This is a genomic window from Burkholderia sp. BCC0397 (assembly GCF_902832865.1).
Lineage (GTDB): Bacteria > Pseudomonadota > Gammaproteobacteria > Burkholderiales > Burkholderiaceae > Burkholderia.
Window position 1 is genome coordinate 253,961 of sequence record NZ_CADFDL010000009.1, and the last position, 25,264, is coordinate 279,224.

Below are 25,264 nucleotides of genomic sequence, written 5' to 3' on the forward strand. Positions count from 1 at the left end.
AGGAAGAAGAAGTCGTGCCGTCAGCCGGCGTTCGTGTGCGCCGCCGCGCGGGCGCGCAGCGTGCCGAGCAACGCGAGCGCGCCGGCCGCCAGCAGCGCGGCATTGAAATAGAGCCCGCCGCGCATCGACCCGGTGGCCGTGTTGAGCACGCCCATCAGGAACGGGCTCGCGAACCCGCCGATCGCGCCGGTCATCGTGATCGCCGCGATCGCGACCGCCATCGAGCGCTTCGGCAGCGCGAGCCCCGGCAGCACCCAGAACGCGGGCAGCGCCGCGGCGTGCGTGGCGACCGCGATGCACAGCGCGATCATCAGGTGCGACGTGCCGGCGCTGCTCGCGAGTCCGGCGATGGCCGCCGCGCACGCGAGCATCGCGACTGCGCCATGCTTGCGCCATTCGCGCCGGCGCTCGGTGCGCCAGCCCATCGCGAGCATGCCGACGATGCCGCACAGGTACGGCAGCGCGGACAGCAGCCCGATCTGCATCGCGCCATGCAGGCCGCCGCGATGCAGGATCACGGGCATCCAGAACACGAGCGCGTAGCCGGCGGCCGCGATCGCGAAATTGGCCGCGCACAGCAGCCAGAAATCGCGATGTGCGAGCAACGGTCGCGCCGGGTTCGCGTCCGGCGTACCGGCTTCGGCCTGCGCGTGCGCGGCGTGCAGCGCGGCCTTGTCGGCGTCCGACAGCCAGCGTGCGTCGTCCGGCCGGTCGTCGAGAAAGCGCAGCGCGACGAGGCCGAGCGCGCTGCTCGGCAGCCCTTCCACGACGAACAGCCATTGCCAGCCGCTCAGGCCGGCCACGCCGTCGAAGTACGTCAGGATCGCGCCCGACACGGGGCCGGCGATCAGCCCCGCGAGGTACAGCGCGGTCATGAACAGCGCGAACGCCTTGGCGCGCTGCCGCGGCGGATACCACGCGCCGAGATAGAACAGGATCCCGGGGAAGAAACCGGCCTCGAACACGCCCAGCAGGAAGCGGCACGCGTAGAACTGCGCGGGCGTCGTGACGAACATCGTCGCGGCCGAGCCGAGACCCCACAGCACCATGATCCGGGCGATCGTCCGGCGCGCGCCGATCCGCGCGAGCCACGCGTTGCTCGGAATCTCGAACGCCATGTAGCCGATGAAGAAGATGCCCGCACCGAGCCCGTAGACGGCGTCGGAAAAGTGCAGTTCGGCGGCCATCTGCGCGTGCGCGAAGCCGATGTTGATCCGGTCGATGAACGACAGCGTGTAGCAGAGGATCAGGAACGGCAGCAGCCGGCGCGAGATCCGGCGGTAGAGCGCCTGCGTCGCGCCATCGTCGACGGCGGCCGGGCGGGTCGAAAGGGTCGGGGTCATGGGCACTCCGTCAGAAGCGGTGAGCAATGCCGAGCGCGAACACCTGCTCGGTGCCGCCCGGATGCGGTTGCAGGCCGACGACGACGGTGTTGCGGGCGTCGCCGCCGTTCTTCATGTAGAGATAGCGTGCGTAGAGCGACGTCCGCTTCGACAGCGGATGGTCGTAGCCGACGCCGAGCGCGGTCGCGTCGTTCGCCGAGCCCTTCACGTCGCGGCGCACGACCGACACGAGCACGCGATCGAGAGCACCGACGTTGATCGACGCGCCGACGCTCGCGGTCGAGAACGCGGGCAGGCGCGCCGCCGTGCCGACGCCATACAGGAACGCGGCGTACAGCTTGACGCGCGCGAACGCGTAGTTGGCTGCGAACACGTAGTGGCGGGTCGTCGACGGGGAGACGACGGGCGCCAGGTTGCCGGCCGACGTGTCGCCCTGGAAGCCGGCGCCGACGTAGAGCCCGCCGATCCGGTACTGCAGCCCGGCGCCGTAGTTGCGTCCGGCCTGCGTCGATAGCGCATTCGGCGTCGGAAAGCCGTACGTGGCCATCACGCGCAGGCCGTTCCAGTCGGGGCTCAGATACGACGCCGCCTGGTTGAAGCGCGGAATCGGCGGGGTCGTGTTGCTCGTGATCGTGTCCGTCGACGTCGCGAGCAGCGCGAGCGGCGACATCCGTTCGTTGAGCCCGAACGGATCGCCGTCGTACACGACGTAGAACGCGGGCGTGTATTGCCGGCCGAGCCGCAGGTCGCCGTAGCGCGTGTTCTGCAGCGACACGTACGCCTGCCGGTAGAACAGCGTGCCGCCCTGGAACGATCCGTCGGCCGGCGAGAAGCCGCTTTCCAGCACGAATTTCGTCGACGTGCCGCCGCCGAGATCCTCGACGCCCGTCAGTCCGAAGCGGCTCGTCGACGAGCCGCCGCCGCTTTGCCGCATGCTCGACAGGCTGCCGATGCGATCGAATTCGACGTAGCTGTCGACGATCCCGTACAGCGTGACCGACGACGCGTGCGCCGACGTGGCGCACAGCACGCACGCGCCGACCAGGAATGCTTTCCGTTGCATGAAGGTGTCTCCGTCCATGTTTTCTTGGCGCGCCCGCGTTCTGGGAGCGGTGCGCGCGGGGTGTCGCGGTGCTGCGCCGGGCTCAGCGTCCCTTGAACACCGGCTTGCGCTTCTCGAGAAACGCGCGGGCGCCCTCGATCCGGTCCTCGCTCGCGTAGACGTCGGGGCCGACGTCCAGCCGCAGCGCGGCGGCCACCGGCAGCCCCTGGCTGCGCGTCGCGGTTTCCTTGATGCGGCGGATCGTGAGCGGCGCGTTCGCGGCGATCGTCAGCGCCAGTTCGCGCACGGTGTCGTCGAGCGCGGCGCCGGGCACGACGCGGTTCAGCAGGCCGGCGCGCTGCGCTTCGTCCGCGTCGAAGCGGCGGCCCGTGAACAGCAGCTCCATCGCGATCGCACGCGGCAACATGCGCGGCAGCAGCACGCTCGCGAAGTTTGCGCCCATGCCGACCCGCGCTTCGGGCAGCGCGAAGGTCGCGTGATCGGCGGCGATTCGCAGATCGCACGCGAGGGCGATTTCGCAGCCGCCGCCGATGGCGTAGCCGTTGATGGCCGCGATGGTCGGCTTGCGCAGCTCCAGGATCAGTTCGTGCACGTTGCGCGCGAGCCCGCGCATCGGCTGCATCCCGCGTATCTCGGGGTCGCCGAGATCGACGCCCGCGCTGAACGCGCGTTCGCCCGCGCCGCGGATCACGATGACGCGAATCGACGGGTTGTCGTCGAGCGTGACGAGTTCGTCGCACAGGCGGCGGATCGCTTCGGCGGACAGCGCATTGGCGACGCGCGGGCGATGGATCGTCAGCCACGCGATGCCGTCGGCGTCGTTGCGCAGGATCGACGGGGCATCGTCGTCCGTCGGCGAAGAAAACGAGCGCGGGGCGGTCATGACGCGCTCCCGGCGGCGTCCGCCCGCGTGTCGTGCAGCACGCCCGCCTGCCGTAACGCGTCGCGGCGGGCCGCATCGATCCCGAACGCGTCGAGCACGGCGTCGGTGTCGGCGGCGAACGGCTGGGGCGGCCGGCGTATCGATCCCGGCGTGCGGGACAGCTTGGCGGGGATGCCCGCGCCGGTGTACGTATCGGTATCGATGAACATCGCGTTGCGCGCCGCCTGTGGATGGCCGAACGCATCGGCCACGGTGTTCACCGGCCCCGTCGCGACGCCGGCGTGCAGCAGCCGCTCGACGACGTCGTCGGCATGCAGTTCGGCGGTCAACTGGCCGAGCAGCGTGTCGAGCGCATCGCGATGCGCGACGCGCTGCGCATTGGTCGCGAAGCGCGGATCGCGCGCCAGCTCGGGCACGCCGAGCGCCTCGACGAGCCGCGCGAACGTGCGGTTGTTGCCGGCGCCGGTCGCGACCGGCTTGTCCTTGCACGGGTAGACGCCGTACGGCGCGATCGCGCCGTACACGTTGCCGGTCGCGACGGGCACGTTGCCGGTCGCCATCCAGCTCGTGCTGACCGGATGCAGCATCGACAGCGCGGTGCTGAACAGGTCGATGTCGACGTGTTGCCCGAGGCCGGAGCGCGTCCGCTCGACCAGCGCGATGAGGATGGTGGAGACGGCGCTCAGGCCGGCCGCGTAATCGACGACCGGAAACGGCACCTTGAGCGGCATGCCGCCGGGCTCGCCGTTGATCGACATGAAACCGGCAAGGCCCTGCGCGACGGCGTCGTAGCCCGGAAACCGCGCGAGCGGGCCGTCGGTGCCGTATCCGGAGATCGAACAGTGGACGAGGCGCGGGAAGCGCTCGCGCAGGCTGTCTTCGTAGCCGAGGCCCCAGCGTTCGAGCGTGCCCTGCTTGAAGTTGTCGATCAGCACGTCGGCCGTTTCGAGCACGCGGAACAGCACGTCGCGTCCGTCGGGATGCGACAGGTCGAGCGCGAGATTGCGCTTGTTGCGGTTGAGCCCCCAGTAATAGCTGGAGAGGCCATTCGGCATCGCGGGCCCCCAGTCGCGCGTTTCGTCGCCTTGCGGCGGTTCGATCTTGATGACGTCCGCGCCGTGGTCGGCGAGCGTCTGCGCGCAGAACGGCCCCGCATAGACGCGGCTCAGGTCCACCACGCGCACGCCTGCGAGTGCGCCTTCGTTGCTGCTGGTCATGACGATGTCTCCTTCGATGTGGATTCGACGGGCCGTCGGGCCGGCATGCGCCGGCTGCGCGGCCGCGATGCGTCGCGGGCTCAGCCGCGCGCGGCGAACAGCGCGTTCACCGCCGCGCGATGTTCGGGGCTGGCGTGTGCGAACGCCTGGTACGACGCCGACAGGTCGAGCAGCGTGTCGAGGCTCGCGTGGCGGCCTTCGCGCAGCAGCCGCTTGGTCAGGCGCAGCGCGGTGCCCGAGTGGCGGGCGATGCGGCCGGCCAGTTCGTGCGCCTGCGCGAGGAGGTCGCCATCGGGCACGACGCGCGACACGAGTCCGCAGCGCAGCGCGGCCTGCGCGTCCAGCGCATCGCCGGTGAACGACATTTCCGCGGCGACGGCGGCGCCGACGATCCGCGGCAGGAACCACGCGCCGCCGTCGCCCGGCACGAGGCCGAGCGTGATGAAGCTTTCCGCGAAGCGTGCGCGGTCGGCGGCGATGCGGATGTCGCACATGCACGCGAGATCGGTGCCGGCGCCGATGGCCGGGCCGTTGACCGCCGCGATGGCCGGCACTTCGAGGTGCTGGAACGCGTGCGCGAGCCGCTGGATGCCGCGGCGATAGCTGGTCCGGATCGCGGCCGGGTCGTGCGGGCCCGATTCCATGAACGCGCGCATCGCCTTCACGTTGCCGCCCGACGAGAACGTCGTGCCGGCGCCGGTCAGGATCAGCACGCGGATCGATTCGTCGCGGTTCGCTTCGTCGCAGCATTCGGTCAGTGCGTCGATCGCATCGGTGTCCGAAATGGCGTTGCGGGTGTCGGGACGGTTCATCGTGACGGTCAGGATCGCGCCCTGCCGTTCACGGATCAAAAAGGCTGCCATGGGGTCTCCGTATGTTCTGTGCCGCGGGGCTTCACGCTGCGGGCCGAAGCCTAGTATCGTCACGACGGTCGGCGGCGGGAAATTCCGTTCCACATACGTGGAAGGCCCGTGCCGGTCGCTGCGGAGAAGGCGGGATGAGCGGAAACGTGGTCAAGAGCGCGGCGCGCGTGTTCGAGGTGCTGGAACTCTTCAGCACCTTGCAGCGGCCGCTGAGCGTGCGCGAGATCGCCACGCGCTGCGGGTATCCGGGGTCGAGCGCGGCAGCGCTGCTGACCAGCATGAAGGCGCTCGGCTACCTCGCGTACGACGACGCAACGCATGCGTATGCGCCCACCGCGCGGCTCGTCAATCTCGGCGAAGCACTGGTCGATTCGGCGGCCGGCAGCCGGCGGCACTGGCATGCCGTCGCGAAGCGGCTGGCGGGGCGCACGCACGAGGCGGTCGTGATCGCGGTGCAGAGCGACCTGTACGTGCAGTACATCGATGCGGTCGAAGGCTCGCACTCGATTCCGGTGCAGTTCTATGCGCCGATCGGCACGCGTCGCGAGATCTGCATGTCGGGTCTCGGCTGGGCGCTGCTGAGCATCCAGCCGGACAGCACGATCCGCCGGCTCGTGTCGCGCAGCATCCGCCGGATCGGGAAGTCGGGCAGAACGATCGACGAGGACGTCGTGCTCGACAAGGTCGAACAGACCCGCCGGCTCGGCTATTCCTATTCGGCGCATACCGTCACGCAGGGCGCCGCGATGATCTCGATGGTGATCGCGGACGGCTGGAACGGGCTGCCGCTGGCGATGGGCGTGGCCGGGCCCGTCGAGCGGATCGATCCGCATCGGGACGCGATCGTGCGCGCGATGCGGGCGGCGCTGGCCGAGCGCGCGGGCGACGTGGGCCGTTAGCGCATGTTCCCCCTTGTGCGGAGAAATTCATTCCGGGGGCCGGCGCAAGCCCGTTATTAGCGTGAACAGGCCCTGACCGCGCGAAGGCATTCGCATAGAATCGGGACGTTTCGCCGCTCCTGTCCCGACTGTATCTCAGCGAGGTCGCCATGCCATTGAACGCGCCGCTTGCCGGCATCCACATCGTCGAATTCGAAGGTCTCGGCCCCGGCCCGCTCGCGGGCTGGATGCTCGCCGGCATGGGCGCGCGCATCACGCTGATCGCACGTCCGTCCGGCCGCACCAGCGCGCCGGATGCGCTGCGGGCCCGCGACGGCGACCTGCTGCGCGAAGGCAAGACGATCGTCGAACTCGACCTGAAGGCGCCGGCCGGACGTGACGCCGCGCTCGATCTGATCACGCAGGCCGACGCGTTGATCGAGGGCTTGCGGCCCGGCGTGATGGAGCGGCTCGGCCTCGGGCCCGACGCTTGCGCGCGCCGCAATCCAAAACTCGTCTACGGGCGCATGACGGGCTGGGGCCAGCACGGCCCGCTCGCGGCCGCGGCCGGGCACGACCTGAACTACGTCGCGCTGACCGGGCTGCTGTCGTTGTCCGCGCCGCGCGACGGCCGGCCAGGCGTGCCGCCGACCGTCGTCGGCGATGCGGGCGGCGCGCTCGGGCTCGCGTTCGGGATCGTCTGCGCGTTGCTCGACGTGCGCGGCGGCGGGCCGGGGCGCGTGGTCGACGGCGCGATCGTCGACATCGTGTCGATGCTCGGGTCGCTCGCGCTGTGGGCCCGCGCGAACGGGCAACTCGACGGCGCGCAGCCGAGCCTGTTCCACGACGCGCCGTTCTACGACGTGTATCGCTGCGCGGACGGCGAATGCGTGACGATCGGCGCGCTCGAGCCGCCGTTCTACGCGCTGCTGGTCGAACGGCTCGGGCTGACCGACGTCGATCCCGCGTCGCAGTACGACCGCGCGTGCTGGCCCGCGCTGAAGGCGCGTTTCGCGGAGGTGTTCGCGCAGCGGCCGTCCGCGCACTGGCGCGCGCTGCTCGAAGGCACCGACGCGTGTTTCGCGCCGCTGCTGAGCGTGGCCGACGCGGCCGTGCATCCACACAACGCGGCGCGCGGGATCTATCGGACGGATGAGAACGGGAACGTGCGGGCGCGGGTGGCGCCGCGGTTTTTGCCGTTGGCGGGGGATGAAGCCGATTAGGGCTGTCTTTCAGGAGGTTGCTTCCGTTCGTCGACGGCCGAGTACACCAGAACACCAATTTCGGTACTAAATTTGATGTCAAATAGAGTACAATCGATGCTCGATTGAAGAAGGAGCAGACATGCCCCACACCATTCTGGCGAGCGTGACGGCGAGCGTCTCGGAGCTGAAGCGGAATCCGATGGGAACCGTTGCCGCAGGCGAAGGTTTTCCGGTCGCGATCCTGAATCACAACGAACCCGCGTTCTACTGCATTCCCGCGAAGACGTGGGAGGCGATGGTCGAACGTTTGGAAGACATCGAAGACAATGCGTTGGCCGATTCGCGCGCCAAGGAGAAGGTCGTCAAGGTCAAGCTGAATGACCTTTGAACTCGCCTTTCTCGAACCTGCATTGAAGGAGTGGAAGAAGCTCGATCGCACCGTGCGCGATCAATTCAAGGCCAAGCTCGCCGAGCGGCTCGAGCATCCTCGTATCCCGTCAGCCAAATTGCATGGCCACCCGGATCGCTACAAGATCAAGTTGCGTGGTGCCGGCTATCGCCTCGTCTACGAAGTGCGCGACGCGGAAGTCATCGTGCTGGTGATCGCGGTGGGCCGCCGCGAGCGTGATGCGGTTTATCTGGCTGCGATGAAACGCTAGCGCGACATGCGTCGCGGCATCGATGTCTGGACCCGGCAACTCACGCCGTTTCCTCCCGCGCATCCGGCACCTTGCCGTCGCCGACGCGGTTGATCGTGCCTTGTGCGATCGCGACGAGCCGCTCGTGGTCGCCGTCGATGACGAACACGTGGCACTGGCAGGTCGCCTGGTGCCGGCCCGCATAGACGAGCTTCGCGCGGGCGACGAGCGTGCCGTTCACGGCCGGCCGCAGGTAGTTGATCTTGTATTCGGCGGTGATCACGCGCGGGCCGAGCACGAGCGCGCCGGCGAACGTCAGCGCGTTGTCCGCGAGATAGCTGATGACGCCGCCGTGCACGAACCCGTGCTGCTGCCGCAGTTCCTCGCGCACGGGCAGGCACAGCGACACTTCGTTGTCGCCGATATGCATCAGCTCCGTGCCCAGCAGCATGCTGAACGGCTGCGCGCGCAATGCGCCGCGCGCATGGTCCGTGATGTCGGTCATCGAACTTCCTTCGAAATGAGTGCCCGCTTGCGCTGAACTCTAGGAAGGGGGCTCCGGATAAGCAAGGAAATTCGTCCGCGTTTCGTGCAAATCCCGGCGCGATGCGACGCGATTATTGCGTCGAATACCCAAGATCTCCGCGTTTGCGGGCGATTCGACGCGAATGCGCGAGCGAAGCGCGCGATGGATCTGCGTGGCCGGCCATTCCGCCTAAAGTCCGACGAAGAAATGCCGCTAATGCCGGGGCATCGCCTCATCGTCCGCTCTCCAGGAATTCCCCCATGTTCGGAAAAATCAAGCTCGCGTCGGGTCTGCTCGGCGTGTTGACCGTGTTCTGTCTCTTCCTGTTTGCGATCGAAGCGCTCGGCTTCTGGACGCTCGCGTCGACGCGCAGCGGCGTCGACGATCTGTCGAACGTCGCGATCGCGCAGGTCGACGCGGCCAGCCGGGCGACCGAGCAACTGCTCGACGCGCGCATCAACCTGTCGCGTGCCGGCACGCGGATGGTGCGCGGCGGCCCGAAGCCCGAAGACATCATCCGCCATGCGGGCGCGTCGCTCGCGGAAGCGGACAAGGCGTTCGCCGTGCTGACGGCCGCGCAGCCGGTCGACGACACCAACCGCGCGCGCGTCGCGGCGCTCACCGAGCGCTATCGCGCGCTGCGCGGCGCGCTGGGCGAGCTCGTGCAGTTCCTCGACGCCGACAACATCCAGGCGTTCCTCGACCAGCCGACCCAGGGCTTCCAGGATGCGTACATCGCCGAGCTGCATCGCTTCACCGACTATGGCGGCACCTCGAGCCGCGCGGCGCTCGACACCATCGACGGCGGCATGCTGTGGTTCAAGTCGGTCGGCATCGTGCTGCTGGTGGCGATGCTCGCGGCGAGCGCCGCGATCTACGCGGCCGCGCGGCGCGCGGTCGTCGCGCCGCTGGAGCAGGCCGGCCGCCATTTCGAGCGGATCGCGCAGGGCCGTCTCGACGAAGCGGTGCAGGCGGGCGGCGTGTTCGAGATCGACCGGATGCTGCGCAGCCTCGCCGCGATGCAGACGAGCATCGCGGGCACCGTGCGTACGGTGCGCCACGCGTCCGATGCGATCCACCTCGGCGCGGGCGAGATCGCGGGCGGCAACGCCGACCTGTCGGCGCGCACGGGCACGCAGGCGGCGTCGCTCGAGGAAACCGCCGCGAGCATGGAGGAATTGACCGCGACCGTCCGGCAGAACACCGACAGCGCCCGCGCGGCGAGTGCGCTGGCCGACGCGGCGCTCGAAGCGACGAGCCACGGCGGCGGCGTGGTCGACAGCGTGATCGACCGGATGCGCGGCATCGCGCAGAGCTCGGGGCGGATCGCGGAAATCATCTCGGTGATCGACGGCATCGCGTTCCAGACCAACATCCTCGCGCTGAACGCGGCAGTCGAGGCCGCGCGGGCCGGCGAACAGGGGCGCGGCTTCGCGGTGGTCGCGGGCGAAGTGCGCTCGCTCGCGCAGCGCAGCGCGCAATCGGCGAAGGAGATCAAGGCGCTGATCGAGGATTCGGTCGCGCAGATCAACGGCGGCGCGGAACTCGTCGAGCGCGCCGGCGACGCGATGCGCACGGTGTCGGCGTCGATCACGCGGGTCGTGCAGACGATGTCGGAGATCACGGCGGCGTCGGTCGAGCAGAGCGTCGGGATCGAGCAGGTGAACCAGGCCGTCACGCAGATGGATCAGCTCACGCAGCAGAACGCGGCGCTGGTCGAGGAAGTCGCGGCGGCCGCCGCGTCGCTGAACGACCAGACCGCGCACCTGATGCAGGCGGTGTCGGTGTTCGAACTGGGCGACGGACGCGCCGCATCCAGCGGGCGCGCGGCGCCGTCGTTCGCCGCGACGGGTTACGAACCGGCCGGCAGCGCCGCGTAGGCGGTCGCGAGGTGGTAGGGCGTCGTCGACGGCATGTCGGCGCGCGACACCTGCCCGTCGGCCGTCTTGCACTCGAACCAGCCGCGCGGATGCAGGAAGCGCGCGGCGAACCGCTCGATCTGGCGTGCGAGCGGTGCGGAGGCCGGCGTGCCGCCGTGCGTCGCGAGCGCGCGCAGGTATTCGGTCTGCGCCCAGATCCGCTGCGTGCCGTCGATGCATGCGCCTTGCGCGTCGAGCGCCGCGCACACGCCGCCCGTCTGCGGATCGACGCCGTATTGCTCGGCGAACGCGAACGCGCGCGACAGCGCGGCGGGAAGCCCGGTCTGCGCGAGCCGCGCGCCGGCCGCATCGACCAGATAGAACCACTCGAACTGATGGCCGGGCTCGAAACGGTTGTCGGCCGAGCCGAGCGGCAGCTCGGCCACGCAGCCGGTCGCCGCATCGACGAAGGTGCGCTCGACGGCCTGCGCGGTGCGCGCGAGCGCATCGTCGAACGCCGGGTCGCCGAACGCATCGGCGGCCGCGAGCCAGGCTTCGGTCAGGTGCATCAGCGGATTCTGCAGCGCCCCGCTGCCGGATGACGAGAAATCGGCGTGGCGCGCGGCATCGAGCAACGCGTCGCCGTGGCGCGGCGCGAAGCGGTCCTGGATCAGCGCGGCGGTTTCTTCTGCCACCGTGCGCGCGGCGGCGTCGCCCGACGCCGCATGCCATGCGGCGCACGCGAACACGATGAACGCGTGCGTATAGAGATCCTTGGTCGTATCGAGCGGCGCGCCCTGCGCGTCGACGCTGTAGATCCAGCCGCCGTGGCGCGGGTCGCGAAAGTGCCGGCACAGCGCCTCGAACAGCGTGGCCGCATGCGCGGTGTCGCCGGCCTGCGCGAACACGAACAGTTGCCTGGCGCACGCCATTGCGCGATAACGGGTCGCGGGCAGCGGCGCGTGGGTGGCCGGATCGACGGCCTCGAACGGCAGTTGCAATGCTGGGTCGAACCCTGAACCCCGCCAGATCGGCAAGACGACGTGCACGAAATGGTGGCGCAACTGGGCGGCCTGGGCGGAAGCGGAGTCGGAAACGGAGTCGGAAACGGACATGGCGGGGTTGAGCGCTTGGATCGAAACGTGTCGGCGCGGCCCGGAGAATCGGCGCGGCCGGGGCCAAGGATAAAACATTCCGCGCGGCCGACACCAAAAAAAGGAGAGAAATCGGATGCTCAGCAACCTGGAACTCGTGATGCGGCTCGTTCTCGCGGCGGCGCTCGGCAGCGTCATCGGCTTCGAGCGCGAGCGTCTGTCGTGGGCTGCGGGCCTGCGCACGCACATGCTGGTGTGCGTCGGCTCGACGCTGATCATGATCGTGTCGGCGTTCGGCTTCGCCGACGTGCTCGGCACCAGCGACCACGTCGTGCTCGATCCGTCGCGGATCGCCGCGCAGGTCGTGTCGGGCATCGGCTTCCTCGGCGCGGGCTCGATACTGCTGCGCGGCGAGATCGTGCGCGGGCTGACGACGGCCGCGAGCCTGTGGTCGGTCGCCGCGATCGGCCTCGCGGTGGGCGGCGGGCTCTATGTCGCGTCGATTTCGGCGACGATCATCATCCTGATCATCCTGGCCGGCATCAAGCCGCTGGAGCGGCGCTATTTCACGGTGCGCCAGCGGCGCCAGCTTGCGTTGACGGTGGCGAGCGGCACGCTGACGTTCGATTCGCTGCACGCGGCGCTCGGCCCCGACAGTGCGCGCGTGAAGCAGTTCATCGTGCAGCGCGCCGACGACACGGGCGAGCAGGACGAAGTGCGCATCGCGCTCGCGCGGGTGTCGGAACTCGAATACAAGGCGATCTGCGACAAGCTGCGCGCGCTGCCGGGCGTCACGCGTTTCGACGGCGGGAACGGGCTGGGGGGCGACGAATAGCGTGAATCGGGGGCGGGGCGTGCGGCTCAATCCGTCCATTGAATGCGGCCCCGCGCGAGTGACTGGATCCGGTACGGATATGAGAGAATCATCCCGTCGCGTGACTGGCGCCACGAGATAGAAAACTATCGGGAAGCGTGACATAGACCGTTTGCCGCGCGCCTGGGCCGTTTCCAATTTAGATCTTGACGCCCAGGAATATGCCGACTCCCCTCGCCGCCCCTTGCCCTTCCGAAACGTTGGCCGACGATTTGCCCAACTTCCCGGTGGATTGGCCGGCATTGGATATCCAGTGCCGCCACCAGAATTTCCGTCATGCCCCAATCTGAGTTGGTCAGATTGATTATCTTGACCCGAACGCACCTTCCAGAGGCCGACGCACCTGTCGCGGGAGACGTCCAATGACCATCTGCCGATTTGAAAACGCAATCCAAAAGAAGGCGCTTGCCCTGCATGGATTGATCAGAAAAATTGAAGTCAAGGCGGCTGACGAACTGCCGTCGGCAATGGCCGATATCGAGCATGCACGGAAAGAAGGGTATTGGATTGCCCTCAAGCTGAGCTACTCCCTGGGCGAATGGCTCGAGCCGGCACTCATGGAAAAACACGCCCCCTCGAAGAATAGCGGCGCCCCTCGCATGACTGCACTCGTCTTTGAGCGTGCCGTGCATGAAGCTGCATGGGAACCCCCACTTCACCCGCGATCCGGCCGCATTGTCAGCGCTTCGCCGAGAATCAGCTTCAACGAATACAGGAAAAAAGTATCAGCTATCAAGCGCTTGCTTGAAAATGGTGACGTTTACCAGATAAATCTTACCTTTCCAATAGACGTCGAAATCGAAGGGAGTCCTGAATCCATATACCGGGAAATAATAAATCTTCACCCGGTATCGCATGCGGCCTATATCGATGACGGCGAATCGCTAGTGCTGTCTTTCTCGCCTGAGCTGTTTTTATCGCGCTCAGGAAGCATCCTGACCAGCCGGCCGATGAAAGGCACGGCTCCTCGGCATCGGCATCCGGAAGAGGATCTGATTTCCGCTCGCGCGCTACAGGCCAGCATAAAAGACCGAGCCGAAAACGCGATGATCGTCGATCTGTTGCGTAGCGATATGGGAAGAATCGCCCGCATCGGCTCCGTCAAGGTCGAGAAGTTGTTCGATCTCGAACGCTATCCGTCGATATGGACCCTGACCTCTACGATCACGGCGGATATCGGATCGGCTTCCTTCTTCGAGATACTGCGAGCCCTTTTTCCATGCGGCTCCGTGGTCGGCGCGCCGAAGATTGCAGCAATGCGCCACATCCGGCAACTCGAGATGGAAGACCGAGGTCTCTATTGCGGCAGTATCGGCTGGATGGCTCCCAATGGGGATTTCTCGCTAAACGTTGCGATTCGGACACTCGCGCTGGGGAAAAACGGTTCCGGCGTATATGGAGTCGGTGGCGGCGTGGTACTCGACTCCAAAGCGGATCTCGAATGGAACGAATGCCAATGGAAATCGAGGGTATTAGGCAACGTGAGCAGCGAAGGGTGGCGTGAAGCCAATCATTGCACTCTCGCAAAACACCAGGAACTGGAGTCATCGATGAATTGATGTGAGGTGCGGGGCGCCCCGAGGACCGCTGCCCGAGTCGCCCCAAAACCCGTTGGACGAACCTCTCTCGTCCCGGATCGCTCACCCGCCTGGCGGACACCGCGTTCGCATGCCTGTGCGAGATGCTGCAGAATCTCGCGAAAAATTTCGCGATCGGGATGTCGTCACTGTCCGGCGCAACGATCATGCATAGCGCGCCAGGAATGCCGGCTTCGTCGAGCCCACGCAGGGCCATCGAGCGAATGCGGCAGGTGGCCGACAACGATGCCCGGCGCAGCGGCGTGCCCGGCGTGTACTTCCATTCCTGGCTGCTCGTTGGTGATCACATGACCGCCGCTGCGCCTTTCGACACGCCGGACAATCGCTGCATCGAGATCGCGATTGTCAAGTTCGTCGGGTAGCCGTCGAGAACCACTCGCTTGTGCTTCGGTCGTCAATGCCGGGTCATACGTGTGAACATCGACAATGGCGCCGGCAATTTCGAGTCGACGAGATGATGCGTGACGCCCGCGAAAATCGGGCGGACAAGCCGGCCTGCGTAACGCACGGTCGTGCGGCTCGATGAATTCTCTCGCTGCATCGATGAAGGCGAGCCCTCTTTCGACAGCCTGACGCTTCTCGGGTTGCGACCAAGCAACCGGAATCCCAGCCGTTCCTCCAGCCGCTTCACTTTGACGCTGACCACGCCTTGCGTCATATGCAGATAATCCGCCGCTTTCGTAAGGATTCCAAATTCCATAACCAATAGAAAGGTGCGAACGGTATCTACGTCAAGCGAGATCATCGTCGATCATCCGAATTTGTTGTGGTTGAAATAGCATTCTTGATATTTCAAAAAATTTTATAGAACCTCATAATTCCATCAATCGCCAACAGACGAGACCTATTTGGCGGATACGTATTCGTAGAACCATCAATTGCTCACGCACATCATTCAGCTCTTTCTCGATGACCTCCGGATGCGGCAAATATCTTGTGACACGTTATTCATGGCGTATGTGCGCGGATACGCAGGTCCGCTCGATACTGCGAGCGACGCATCGAGATTTTCATAGGCCCCGCTGTTTATACGATTCGAGCGAGAATTCAACCGAGTCAAACGTGTCCCGTTTGCGCGAGGATGGCTTTCGGACGTGCGTGTGGTAGTGGGCAAGCGTCTACCTGAAATATTTGCGGGGCCAGGATGAGAGGTTTCCAAAGAAAATCCTCACTATCCATCAGATATGTAGTGGGCGCCAACCTGTCAACAATTACGGCTAGGTGTCCAACCAGATAGACGGGCCGCGCCTGAATCAAATATTCGCCCAGCCCGGCCTCTAAATATCAGCTCGCACTGTAACGCGTGATGGCATGCAGTCATCAGTCACGCGCGATTATTTCGATGGGAAACATAAAGCCGGCCGCTCACGACTGATTTTTTAAAACTATTCGTGAACTTCGTTGAATGAAATCTTTGATGGAAGCAATCTCGTGAAAACTACGGCGTTCCTGAAAGGCGAGCTTCCGGCGACGCCCAAGGACGAACGCTTCGTCACCGACTTGAGAGCCGTTGTCCGACGGATCCTGCTCGATCACCCCGCGTCCATAGCGCGCACACGCCGACAGGCAATCAACGCGCCGGCTGGTCAAGTATTTCAACCAGCAGTTGCCTGACATCGCGGGGCTGCCGTGCATTCGGTCGACATCTCGTCCTGAAAACGGTCTGGCGCAACCACAACCCGCTCAAATACGCGATGGGCAACCAGTCGTCATGCCGGCCAGCTCATTCGCAACCGTTCAATCGAGCCACAAGGATGATTGAAATGCCATATTTAATTTCCGGCGCCCCTCCATTTTTATTGGCGATTCTATGGCTCGCATTACACGTCGCCTGCTTCTCGGCAAATGCGGTCGCCGTAAAGGCAACCAGTCTCACACTGACGATTTGCCAGATCATTTTTTTCCGCTCGCTGGCAACATTGGCCTGCTCGGCCATAACGCGGTCGGCGCGAGTGCAAATTGCCACTTCGATAAAATCGGATGTCTTGCAGCTCCTGATTATTAGGGCGATTGCGGGTTTCCTTGGAATATACGGCGTCTTCTATACGATCTCGGTGCTGCCGGTGCCAATCGCCATGACGCTTACGGGAATTACACCCGTATTCGTCATATTCCTGGAAGCCGTTGTAACGAACGAGAGAGTGCGCAAGGAAATCCTGCTCTATGCGCTCTTCGCAATCGCATCCATTTACATCACGACCAGCGCAAATGGCGTAAGTAAATTTGACGGTCTCGATGTCGGGGATATAGCGATCGGACTCGCGGCCGGCGCACTCGTCGCCATCTCCTTTGTCTCGGTGCGACTTACCGTCCGAAAGGTCGGCACCAATGCGGTCGTTTTCTGGTTTGGGCTGGGGAAATTCGTCGGTTCGCTTCTTCTGGGCGGGACGGCCATATTCGCTACCCACTTTAACTAGACATTCCGATTTTACGTGTTGTTCCATAATCAATCTCATGCGCCGATATCGAAACGCGTCGACTCCGACGAATGCGCGTAATTCAGGCAACTGAACCAACGCTGAATGTTGCATCAGGATTGCTGAAGATATAAGTGAAGGTATCTGAATTGCCCGATTCCGCGAAAGAATTGGCGGGTCGCGTGAGCAATGCGTTCCGGAAAGGATGTGCCAGGGGGAAATTCGCATGCAGGGTTCCGGATGGAACCGGCAGGCACTGGTGTTGTTGAAGAAAAGCCAGAACCGATTGGTTGTTATTCATTGATTGTGAGAGGTCGCTCCATGCGCGTCGAACGGGTTCCATACCGCTTAATCACTGTCGCGACGGCCGCCGTTTTCCTGGCCGCGTGCGGAAAAAAGGAATCGGCACCGCCGCCGCAAACGCCGGAAGTCGGCGTCGTCACCGTCCAGCCGCAAGCCGTGCCGGTCTTCACCGACCTGCCGGGCCGCACCAGTGCATTCCTCGTCGCGCAAGTGCGCGCACGGGTCGACGGCATCGTGCTGCGTCGTGAATTCACCGAAGGCACCGACGTCAAGGCCGGTCAGCGCCTCTACAAGATCGATCCGGCGCCGTACATCGCGGCCCTGAACAGCGCGAAGGCGACGCTCGCGAAGGCGCAGGCGAACCTCGTCACGCAGAACGCGCTGGTCGCGCGCTACAAGGTGCTGGTCGCCGCGAACGCGGTCAGCAAGCAGGAGTACGACAACGCGGTCGCCACGCAAGGCCAGGCCGCGGCGGACGTCGCGTCCGGCAAGGCGGCGGTCGACACCGCGCAGATCAACCTCGGCTATACGGATGTCGTGTCGCCGATCAGCGGCCGCGTCGGCATCTCGCAGGTGACGCCGGGCGCATACGTGCAGGCGAGCCAGGCGACGCTGATGTCGACGGTGCAGCAGCTCGACCCGGTGTACGTCGACCTCACGCAGTCGAGCCTCGAAGGGCTGAAGCTGCGTCAGCACGTGCAGAGCGGCCGTCTGAAGACGAGCGGCCCGGGTGCGGCGAAGGTGTCGCTGATCCTGGAAGACGGCAAGACCTACTCGGAGCCGGGCAAGCTGCAGTTCTCGGACGTGACGGTTGACCAGACCACCGGCTCGGTGACGATCCGCGCGGTCTTCCCGAACCCGGGCCGCGTGCTGCTGCCGGGGATGTTCGTGCGCGCACGGATCGAGGAAGGCGTGAACGAGAACGCGTTCCTGGTGCCGCAGATCGGCGTCACGCACGACCAGAAGGGGCAGGCGATCGCGATGGTGGTGAACGCCGGCAACAAGGTCGAGCCGCGTCCGCTGAAGACCACCGGCATGCAAGGCCAGAACTGGGTCGTCGAAGGCGGTCTGCAGGCGGGCGATCACGTGATCGTGCAAGGCGTCGACAAGGTGCGCCCGGGCGCGACCGTGAAGACCGTTGCGGCCCAGCTTGCGCAGGCGCAGGGCACCGCCGCAGGGGCTGCAGCGGCGGCCGCCACGCCGTCGTCGGGTTCGTCGCCTGCCGCGGCGTCGCCGGCCGCCTCGCCGGCTGCAGCGTCGGGCGCCGCACCGGCGAGCGCTGCCGCCGCATCGAGCGCTCACTAACAGGGAGCCTGCTTCATGGCCAAGTTTTTTATCGATCGCCCGATCTTTGCATGGGTGATCGCCATCGTGCTGATGCTGGCCGGCGTCGCGTCGATCTTCACGCTGCCGATCGCGCAGTATCCGACGATCGCGCCGCCGGCCGTGCAGATCACCGCGAACTACCCGGGCGCTTCCGCGAAGACGGTGGAAGACACGGTGACGCAGGTGATCGAGCAGCAGATGAGCGGTCTCGACCACTTCCTGTACATGTCGTCGACGAGCGACGACTCGGGCAACGCGACCATCACGATCACGTTCGCGCCGGGCACGAACCCGGACATCGCGCAGGTCCAGGTGCAGAACAAGCTGTCGCTCGCGACGCCGAACCTGCCGCAGGTCGTGCAGCAGCTCGGCATGTCGGTGACGAAGTCGAGCAGCAGCTTCCTGCTGTGGATTGCGTTCAACTCCGACGACGGCAGCATATCGAAGGACGACTTGACGAACTACGTCGCGTCGCACGTCCTCGATCCGATCAGCCGCATCAACGGCGTCGGCCAGACACTGCTGCTCGGTTCGCAATATGCGATGCGCGTGTGGCTCGATGCGACGAAGCTGACGAACTACGGCCTCACGCCATCCGACGTGACGGCCGCGATCACGCAGCAGAACGTGCAGGTCGCGGGCGGCCAGATCGGCGGCACGCCGGCGAAGCCCGGCACCGTGCTGCAGGCGACCATCACCGAGGCGACGCTGCTGCGCACCCCCGAGCAGTTCGGCAACATCCTGCTGAAGGTCAACCAGGACGGCTCGCAGGTGCGCGTCAAGGACGTCGCCAGGGTGTCCCTGGGGACGGAAAACTACAACTTCGACACGAAGTACATGGGGCAACCCACGGCCGGGCTCGGCATCCAGCTCGCGACCGGCGCCAACGCGCTGGCGACCGTGAGCGCGATCCAGGCGAAGGTGGCTGAGCTGTCGCGATACTTCCCGCACGGGCTGGTCGTCCACTATCCGTTCGATACGACGCCGTTCGTGCGCCTGTCGATCGAGGAAGTGGTCAAGACGCTGCTCGAAGGCATCGTGCTGGTGTTCCTCGTGATGTACCTGTTCCTGCAGAACCTGCGGGCGACGATCATCCCGACGATCGCGGTGCCGGTCGTGTTGCTCGGCACGTTCGCGATCATGGCGGCGGTCGGCTTTTCGATCAACACGCTGTCGATGTTCGGCCTCGTGCTCGCGATCGGCCTGTTGGTCGACGACGCGATCGTGGTGGTGGAGAACGTCGAGCGGGTGATGGTCGAGGAGGGCTTGTCGCCGAAGGAGGCGACCCGCAAGGCGATGGGCCAGATCACCGGCGCGCTCGTCGGCGTGGCGCTCGTGCTGTCGGCGGTGTTCGTGCCGGTCGCGTTCTCCGGCGGGTCGGTCGGCGCGATCTATCGTCAGTTCTCGCTGACGATCGTGTCGGCGATGGTGCTGTCGGTGCTCGTCGCGCTGATCCTGACGCCGGCGCTGTGCGCGACGATCCTCAAGCCGATCGCGAAGGGCCACCACGAAGAGAAGAAGGGCTTCTTCGGCTGGTTCAACCGGACCTTCGACAAGAGCCGCGATCAGTACCACGTCGGCGTGCAACACGTGATCAAGCGCTCGGGTCGCTGGCTCGTCATCTACCTGGCCGTGCTCGTCGCGGTCGGCCTGTTGTTCGCGCGCCTGCCGAAGTCGTTCCTGCCGGACGAAGACCAGGGCTACATGTTCGTGATCGTGCAGACGCCGTCCGGCTCGACACAGGAAACGACCGGCAAGACGCTCGACAACATCAACACGTACCTGACTACCGCCGAGAAGGACGTGGTCGACTCGGTGTTCACGATCAACGGCTTCAGCTTCGCGGGGCGCGGCCAGAACTCGGGTCTCGTGTTCGTGAAGCTGAAGGGCTTCTCGGCGCGCCAGCGTTCGGATCAGAAGGTACAGGCGCTGCTGCGAAGGACCGCCGCGCATTACGCGAAGTACAAGGATGCGATGGTGATTCCGTTCAACCCGCCGTCGATTCGGGAACTCGGCAACGCGTCCGGCTTCGACTTCGAGCTGACGGACAACGCCGGTCTCGGCCACGACGCGCTGATTGCCGCGCGCAACCAGCTGGTCGAGATGGCGTCGAAGGATCCCCTGCTCGCGCTGGTGCGCCCGAACGGCCTGAACGATACGCCGCAGTACAAGGTGGACATCGACCGCGAAAAGGCGGATGCGCTCGGCGTGACGCCGGATGCGATCGACCAGACGTTCTCGATCGCGTGGGCGTCGAAGTACGTGAACAACTTCCTCGACACCGACAGCCGGATCAAGAAGGTGTACGTGCAGGCCGACGCGCCGTTCCGGACGACGCCGGACGACCTGAACGTCTGGTACGTGCGCAACGGGTCGGGCGGGATGGTGCCGTTCAGTGCGTTCGCGACCGGCCACTGGACCTACGGTTCGCCGAAGCTGGAGCGCTACAACGGCGTGTCGTCGTTCGAGATTCTGGGGCAGGCGTCGCCGGGCAAGTCGACCGGCCAGGCGATGGCCGCGATGGAATCGCTCGCGAAGAAGCTGCCGGAAGGCGTCGGCTATTCGTGGACGGGGCTGTCGTTCCAGGAAATCCAGTCGGGCTCGCAGGCGCCGATCCTGTACGCGATCTCGATCCTCGTCGTGTTTTTGTGTCTCGCGGCGCTGTATGAAAGCTGGTCGATCCCGTTCTCGGTGATCATGGTCGTGCCGCTCGGCGTGATTGGCGCACTGCTCGCGACGACGCTGCGCGGCCTCGAGAACGACGTGTTTTTCCAGGTCGGCCTGCTGACGACCGTGGGCTTGTCCGCGAAGAACGCGATCCTGATCGTCGAGTTCGCACGCGAACTTCAGGTGACGGAGAAGATGGGGCCGATCGAGGCCGCGCTGGAAGCGGCGCGCCTGCGGCTGAGGCCGATCATGATGACGTCGCTCGCATTCATTCTCGGCGTGCTGCCGCTCGCGATCAGCAACGGCGCGGGCTCGGCGAGCCAGCACGCGATCGGCACCGGCGTGATCGGCGGGATGATCACCGCGACGTTCCTCGCCATTTTCATGATCCCGATGTTCTTCGTGAAGGTACGCCAGATCTTCAGCGGCGAGCAGGAAGATGCCGATCTCGCACTGCGTCTCGCGCAGGCGCATTCGCGTCACGAAGATCGACCGCACAACGACGAAGACGCCGGCAACAACGGACAGTGATGATGCAAAAACACGCTTTGACTGCAAGCGCGATCGCACTCGCCGCCGCGCTCTTCGCCACGGGCTGCACGATGGCGCCGCATTACAAGCGGCCGGATGCGCCCGTCGCACAGGCGTTTCCGTCCGGCGGCGTGTACGCGACGCAGCCGGCGGCGAAGGCCGGCGCGCGCAGCGCGAACGGCCAGGCGGCGGCCGGCATCGGCTGGCGCGAGTTCTTCGTCGATCCTCGCCTGCAACGGCTGATCGAGATCGCGCTGAAGAACAACCGCGACCTGCGCGTGTCGGTGCTGAACATCGAGGCGGCGCGTGCGCAGTACCAGATCACGCGCGCGGGGCTGTTCCCGACGCTCGACGGTACGGGCACGGGCAATATCCAGCGCTATCCGCAAGGTGTCTCGCCGACCAATCAGGCCTACATATCGCGCACTTACAACGTCGGACTGTCGGCGTCGTGGGAGCTCGACCTGTTCGGCCGGATCCAGAGCCTGAAGGACCAGGCGCTCGCGCAATACCTCGCGACCGCGCAGGCCCGCAAGGCGTCGGAGATCTCGCTGGTGTCGCAGGTGGCCGATCAATACCTGACGCTGCTGTCGACCGATGACCTGCTGCAGGTCACGGAGAACACGCTGAAATCCGCGCAGGCGTCGTACGACCTGACCAAGCTGCAGTTCGACAACGGCGCGGGCTCCGAGCTCGACCTGCGCCAGGCGCAGACGATCGTCGAGACGGCGCTCGCGAACCAGCAGGCGCAGGCGCGCGCCCGCGCGCAGGCGGTGAACGCGCTGGTGCTGCTGATCGGCGAGCCGCTGCCGGACGATCTGCCGGCGGGCCTGCCGCTCGACGCGCAGAACCTGCTGACGGACGTGCCGGCCGGGTTGCCGTCGGACCTGCTGACGCGTCGTCCGGACATCATGGAAGCGGAGCAGAACCTGCTCGCGGCCAACGCGAACATCGGCGCGGCGCGCGCGGCGTTCTTCCCGCGCATCTCGTTGACGAGTGCGTTCGGCACCGCGAGCCCGACGCTGGGCGGCCTGTTCAAGGCCGGCACGGCGGCGTGGTCGTTCGCGCCGAGCATCGCGCTGCCGATCTTCGAAGGCGGGCAGAACATCGCGAACCTCGATCTCGCGAACGTGCAGAAGCGCATCGAGATCGCGAACTACGAGAAGGCGATCCAGTCGGCATTCCGCGAAGTGTCGGACGGTCTTGCCGCACGCGGCACGTATGATCAGCAGATCGCGGCGCTCGAGCGCAACGAGCACGCGCAGCAGCGTCGCTTCGATCTGTCGGACCTGCGTTACAAGAACGGTGTCGACAGCTACCTGTCGGTGCTGACCGCGCAGACCGACCTGTACGCGGCGCAGCAGTCGCTGACCAACGCACGGCTGGCACGGTGGACCAACCTCGTCGACCTGTACCGCTCGCTGGGCGGCGGCTGGATCCAGCGGGCCGGCGAGACGCCGCGCCCGGCCGACCAGCCGGTCGACGACGGCAAGGCGGCCGTACCGTTCGCATCGGTCGCGGCAGCGCGGGCGAACCGACCGCGGGCATGACGAAAAAATGGCTCGCAAGACCAAGGAAGCGGCGCTGTTGACCCGGGAAGCCATTCTCGACGCGAGCGAGCGCCTTTTCGATGCATGCGGCTATGGCGCCGCGTCGCTCGAGGACATTGCCGAGGCGGCCGGTGTCACGCGCGGCGCGGTGTATTGGCACTTCAAGGACAAGGGCGATTTGCTACTGGCGCTCTTTGTCCGTGTGCGGGAGTCGTTTCGCGACCAGTTACTGGCACTGGTGCGGCGCGGCAGCCGGCGCGGGAGCATCAAGGCGTTCTGCCGCCTGCTATTGTCGGGCGGCGCGCGCCGCGCGGAAGCGAAAGCGATCTGCCGGCCCGGCGGCAAGCTGCTGCCGTACGACGAGATTTTCCTCGCCGAGCCGTTGACGGCGCACCTCGCGATCGACCTGTTTCAGGAGATGCACGAGACGCTCGTCGCGATCCTGAACAAACCCGGCGACGCCGGCGAAAACGGCGCGAAAGCGTCGGCGGGCGAAACCGAAATCGACGCCTATTTTCTTCAGGCGCTGCTGGTGGGGCACGCGCGTCTATGCGCATTTCACGCGGCGCCCCGCAAGATGGGCGACGCCACCGCGCGGATCGTCGGGCGCGGCATCGAGGCGGTCTCCGCGCGCCACGGTACGCGCGCTCGCGCCGCGAACCGGGTCGGCGCGACTCCGATAGCCTGACCCCAGGCGGCGTGCACGGCCACCGTGCGACGTGCGTTCCACAACGCGTCGAGGCCCGCCGCGCCGCCCGCCGCCATCCGGCCGATCGAGCGCGCGAGCGTGTTCATCGGCACCGCGACGTCGTTCAGTTCGATCGTACGCATCGTCGCGGCGAGCGACACCGGCGCGAGGCCGAGCTGCCGCGCGTCGCCGGGCATCAGGATGTCCGCGCCGTCTGCCCGGCGTCGCGCCGTCAGGCCACGATGGCGCGACGCAGCCGCAGCACGGCGTCCCGCATGTTGCCCGGCAGCGTCGCGCCAAAACCGATCACGAGCCCGGCCTCGCCGCCGCCGCGGTAATGCGGCGACAGCGGCGGCGTCTGCAGCCCGAGCGCCGCAGCGGCTTCCCATACCGCGAGATCCGCGTCCGGTGCAGCTGCGCCACGCAGCTTCGCGACGAGATGCAGGCCGGCATCGGGCGCGTCTCCCCAATCGAGTACGTCCGCGCAGTGGCATTCGAGCGCGGCCAGCAGCGCATCCCGACGCTCTGCATAAAGCATCCGCATGCGGCGCAGATGCGTCGCGAAATGCCCTTCGCCGATGAATTCCGCGAGCGTGACCTGCAACGGCGTCGGCGATTGCCGGTCAACCAGCGCGCGGGCGTGCGCAAACGCCCCGGCGAGCCCCGGCGGCGCGATCAGGAAGCCGATCCTCAATCCGGGCGCCAGGACCTTCGCGAACGTGCCGACGTAGATCACGCGATTCGCGGCCGATTGCCGGCCGAGCGCGCGCAGCGGATGCAGCGGCCGCCCGGCGTAGCGGTAGTCGCCGTCGCAATCGTCCTCGATGATCCAGGCGTCCGCACGCTCGGCCCAGTCCAGCAGCGCGAGCCGGCGCCGCAGGCTCATCGTCACGCCGAGCGGGTACTGATGCGACGGTGTAACCACCGCGAGGCGCGCGTCCGCGGCCAGCCGTGCACCGGCCTCGACGTCGAGGCCCTCCGCGTCGACCGGCACCGGTACGACACGTGCGCCCGCGCTTTCGACCGCGCTGTGTCCCGCGACGAATCCCGGGTTCTCGATCCATACCGTATCGCCCGCGTCGATCAGCAGGCGCGCGGCCAGCTCGATCGCGTGCTGCGAGCCGGACGTGATCACGACGTCGTCGGCATCGCACGCCAGGCCGCGCGTCACGCCCAGATGTTCGGCGATCGCCTCGCGCAGCGGGCGGTATCCGGCCGGATCGGCGTAGCCGAGCTGGTCGGCGGTCGGCCGGCTGCGCCAGAAACGGGCGGACAGGCGAGTCCACGTGTCGTACGGAAACGCATCGAACGCGGGCGTGCCGGGCGCGAGCAGGCCCGGCCCGCGCGGCACCGGCGTAACCGGCAGCCCTGCCAGGCGGCGGCCGCGCCCGGACAGCGCCGGGTACGCTTCGCCGCGCGCTGCGGTAACGGACAGCGGCGCCGCGGCGGCGGGCGGCGCCAGATCCTCCGGCAACACGTCCGGCACGTAGATGCCGGAGCCGCGCTGCCCGCGCGCATAGCCCTCCGCGACGAGCCTGTCGTACGCCAGCACGACGGTCTGCCTCGACACGCCCAGTTCGGCCGCGAACGATCGCGTCGATGGCAGGCGCGCGCCGGGACGCAGGTGGCCGCGCAGCACCGCCTCGCGCAGGTGCCGGGCGATCTGCTCCTGAAACGGCAGCGCCGCGGCGGGATCGACGGCGAAAGCGCCCCAGACGGGCGGTGTGGCGCGTTTGCTCAT

The 25,264-nt window shown here is 66.4% G+C and carries 23 protein-coding genes, 1 pseudogene and 1 riboswitch; of the genes and pseudogenes, 13 read left to right on the forward strand and 11 right to left on the reverse strand.

Annotation, left to right across the window (positions count from 1 at the left end):
• Positions 1–20: 20 nt before the first annotated feature.
• The 5 genes from HWX03_RS25680 to HWX03_RS25700 all read right to left on the reverse strand — a co-directional run bounded on the left by HWX03_RS25680 (position 21) and on the right by HWX03_RS25700 (position 5,369).
• Complete coding sequence (locus tag HWX03_RS25680; protein ID WP_175873144.1) at positions 21–1,343, reverse strand: MFS transporter; 1,323 nt, start codon at positions 1,341–1,343, stop codon at positions 21–23.
• A 10-nt stretch (positions 1,344–1,353) separates the two neighbouring features.
• A complete protein-coding gene (locus tag HWX03_RS25685; protein ID WP_175873145.1) occupies positions 1,354–2,406 on the reverse strand; it encodes a porin in 1,053 nt (350 codons plus the stop codon).
• A gap of 82 nt (positions 2,407–2,488) precedes the next feature.
• Positions 2,489–3,289: an enoyl-CoA hydratase-related protein gene (locus tag HWX03_RS25690; RefSeq protein WP_175873146.1), complete on the reverse strand. Its 801-nt coding sequence runs from the start codon at positions 3,287–3,289 to the stop codon at positions 2,489–2,491.
• Complete coding sequence (locus tag HWX03_RS25695; protein ID WP_175873147.1) at positions 3,286–4,506, reverse strand: CoA transferase; 1,221 nt, start codon at positions 4,504–4,506, stop codon at positions 3,286–3,288. The genes HWX03_RS25690 and HWX03_RS25695 overlap by 4 nt, the downstream gene beginning before the upstream one ends.
• Before the next feature lie 80 nt (positions 4,507–4,586).
• A complete protein-coding gene (locus HWX03_RS25700; protein ID WP_175873148.1) occupies positions 4,587–5,369 on the reverse strand; it encodes a crotonase/enoyl-CoA hydratase family protein in 783 nt (260 codons plus the stop codon).
• A gap of 134 nt (positions 5,370–5,503) precedes the next feature.
• Between HWX03_RS25700 and HWX03_RS25705 the strand changes: the two genes are divergently transcribed.
• The 4 genes from HWX03_RS25705 to HWX03_RS25720 all read left to right on the forward strand — a co-directional run bounded on the left by HWX03_RS25705 (position 5,504) and on the right by HWX03_RS25720 (position 8,111).
• A complete protein-coding gene (locus HWX03_RS25705; RefSeq protein WP_175873149.1) occupies positions 5,504–6,268 on the forward strand; it encodes a helix-turn-helix domain-containing protein in 765 nt (254 codons plus the stop codon).
• Between the two features lie 149 nt (positions 6,269–6,417).
• Positions 6,418–7,470 carry a CaiB/BaiF CoA-transferase family protein gene (locus HWX03_RS25710; protein ID WP_175873150.1) on the forward strand — a complete coding sequence of 351 codons (1,053 nt, stop codon included), beginning with the start codon at positions 6,418–6,420 and terminating at the stop codon, positions 7,468–7,470.
• A gap of 121 nt (positions 7,471–7,591) precedes the next feature.
• The gene (locus HWX03_RS25715) at positions 7,592–7,840 is read left to right on the forward strand and encodes a type II toxin-antitoxin system Phd/YefM family antitoxin (protein ID WP_048023838.1); all 249 of its coding nucleotides are present in this window, start codon (positions 7,592–7,594) and stop codon (positions 7,838–7,840) included.
• Positions 7,830–8,111, forward strand: coding sequence for a type II toxin-antitoxin system RelE/ParE family toxin (locus tag HWX03_RS25720; RefSeq protein ID WP_175873151.1), 282 nt, complete (start codon positions 7,830–7,832; stop codon positions 8,109–8,111). The genes HWX03_RS25715 and HWX03_RS25720 overlap by 11 nt, the downstream gene beginning before the upstream one ends.
• A gap of 40 nt (positions 8,112–8,151) precedes the next feature.
• Here HWX03_RS25720 and HWX03_RS25725 read toward each other — a convergent pair whose 3' ends face one another.
• Positions 8,152–8,595 carry a PaaI family thioesterase gene (locus tag HWX03_RS25725; protein ID WP_174434468.1) on the reverse strand — a complete coding sequence of 148 codons (444 nt, stop codon included), beginning with the start codon at positions 8,593–8,595 and terminating at the stop codon, positions 8,152–8,154.
• 281 nt (positions 8,596–8,876) lie between these two features.
• Here HWX03_RS25725 and HWX03_RS25730 point away from each other — a divergent pair, with 281 nt between their 5' ends.
• The gene (locus HWX03_RS25730; protein ID WP_175873152.1) at positions 8,877–10,496 is read left to right on the forward strand and encodes a methyl-accepting chemotaxis protein; all 1,620 of its coding nucleotides are present in this window, start codon (positions 8,877–8,879) and stop codon (positions 10,494–10,496) included.
• Here the strand turns inward: HWX03_RS25730 and HWX03_RS25735 are convergent.
• Complete coding sequence (locus HWX03_RS25735) at positions 10,469–11,590, reverse strand: AGE family epimerase/isomerase (RefSeq protein WP_175873153.1); 1,122 nt, start codon at positions 11,588–11,590, stop codon at positions 10,469–10,471. The two genes, HWX03_RS25730 and HWX03_RS25735, sit on opposite strands and share 28 nt — an antisense overlap.
• 115 nt (positions 11,591–11,705) lie before the next feature.
• Here HWX03_RS25735 and HWX03_RS25740 point away from each other — a divergent pair, with 115 nt between their 5' ends.
• The 3 genes from HWX03_RS25740 (at position 11,706) to HWX03_RS25750 (ending at position 14,403) form a co-directional block, all read left to right on the forward strand.
• Positions 11,706–12,404: an MgtC/SapB family protein gene (locus HWX03_RS25740; RefSeq protein ID WP_175873154.1), complete on the forward strand. Its 699-nt coding sequence runs from the start codon at positions 11,706–11,708 to the stop codon at positions 12,402–12,404.
• A 90-nt stretch (positions 12,405–12,494) separates the two neighbouring features.
• Positions 12,495–12,579: riboswitch (ZMP/ZTP riboswitch) on the forward strand.
• 226 nt (positions 12,580–12,805) lie between these two features.
• On the forward strand, positions 12,806–14,002 hold the full coding sequence (gene pabB / locus HWX03_RS25745) for an aminodeoxychorismate synthase component I (RefSeq protein ID WP_175873155.1): 1,197 nt from the start codon (positions 12,806–12,808) through the stop codon (positions 14,000–14,002).
• A 122-nt stretch (positions 14,003–14,124) separates the two neighbouring features.
• Positions 14,125–14,403 (forward strand): hypothetical protein, encoded by a 279-nt coding sequence (locus HWX03_RS25750; protein ID WP_175823772.1) that lies wholly within the window; start codon positions 14,125–14,127, stop codon positions 14,401–14,403.
• A gap of 32 nt (positions 14,404–14,435) precedes the next feature.
• On the opposite strand, the gene HWX03_RS25755 is transcribed toward HWX03_RS25750, so the two are convergent.
• Both HWX03_RS25755 and HWX03_RS25760 read right to left on the reverse strand, forming a co-directional pair.
• Complete coding sequence (locus tag HWX03_RS25755) at positions 14,436–14,786, reverse strand: LysR family transcriptional regulator (RefSeq protein ID WP_175873156.1); 351 nt, start codon at positions 14,784–14,786, stop codon at positions 14,436–14,438.
• A gap of 620 nt (positions 14,787–15,406) precedes the next feature.
• Positions 15,407–15,676 carry a hypothetical protein gene (locus HWX03_RS25760; protein WP_175823774.1) on the reverse strand — a complete coding sequence of 90 codons (270 nt, stop codon included), beginning with the start codon at positions 15,674–15,676 and terminating at the stop codon, positions 15,407–15,409.
• A 119-nt stretch (positions 15,677–15,795) separates the two neighbouring features.
• Here HWX03_RS25760 and HWX03_RS25765 point away from each other — a divergent pair, with 119 nt between their 5' ends.
• From HWX03_RS25765 to HWX03_RS37260, 5 genes are all read left to right on the forward strand, one after another.
• A complete protein-coding gene (locus tag HWX03_RS25765) occupies positions 15,796–16,458 on the forward strand; it encodes an EamA family transporter (RefSeq protein WP_175873157.1) in 663 nt (220 codons plus the stop codon).
• 321 nt (positions 16,459–16,779) lie between these two features.
• Positions 16,780–18,066, forward strand: a complete 1,287-nt coding sequence (locus HWX03_RS25770; RefSeq protein WP_175873158.1) for an efflux RND transporter periplasmic adaptor subunit — start codon at positions 16,780–16,782, stop codon at positions 18,064–18,066.
• Between the two features lie 15 nt (positions 18,067–18,081).
• Entirely contained in the window at positions 18,082–21,285 is a 3,204-nt protein-coding gene (locus tag HWX03_RS25775; protein WP_175873159.1) for an efflux RND transporter permease subunit, read from the forward strand.
• Positions 21,285–22,835 carry an efflux transporter outer membrane subunit gene (locus tag HWX03_RS25780; protein WP_175873160.1) on the forward strand — a complete coding sequence of 517 codons (1,551 nt, stop codon included), beginning with the start codon at positions 21,285–21,287 and terminating at the stop codon, positions 22,833–22,835. Before HWX03_RS25775 ends, HWX03_RS25780 begins: the two co-directional genes overlap by 1 nt.
• Before the next feature lie 7 nt (positions 22,836–22,842).
• On the forward strand, positions 22,843–23,523 hold the full coding sequence (locus HWX03_RS37260) for a TetR family transcriptional regulator (RefSeq protein ID WP_175823624.1): 681 nt from the start codon (positions 22,843–22,845) through the stop codon (positions 23,521–23,523).
• Positions 23,524–23,552: 29 nt separating this feature from the next.
• Here the strand turns inward: HWX03_RS37260 and HWX03_RS25790 are convergent.
• Both HWX03_RS25790 and HWX03_RS25795 read right to left on the reverse strand, forming a co-directional pair.
• Positions 23,553–23,735 (reverse strand): annotated as a pseudogene (locus HWX03_RS25790) (hypothetical protein); the annotation flags it as partial.
• A gap of 20 nt (positions 23,736–23,755) precedes the next feature.
• The gene (locus tag HWX03_RS25795) at positions 23,756–25,264 is read right to left on the reverse strand and encodes a PLP-dependent aminotransferase family protein (RefSeq protein WP_175873161.1); all 1,509 of its coding nucleotides are present in this window, start codon (positions 25,262–25,264) and stop codon (positions 23,756–23,758) included.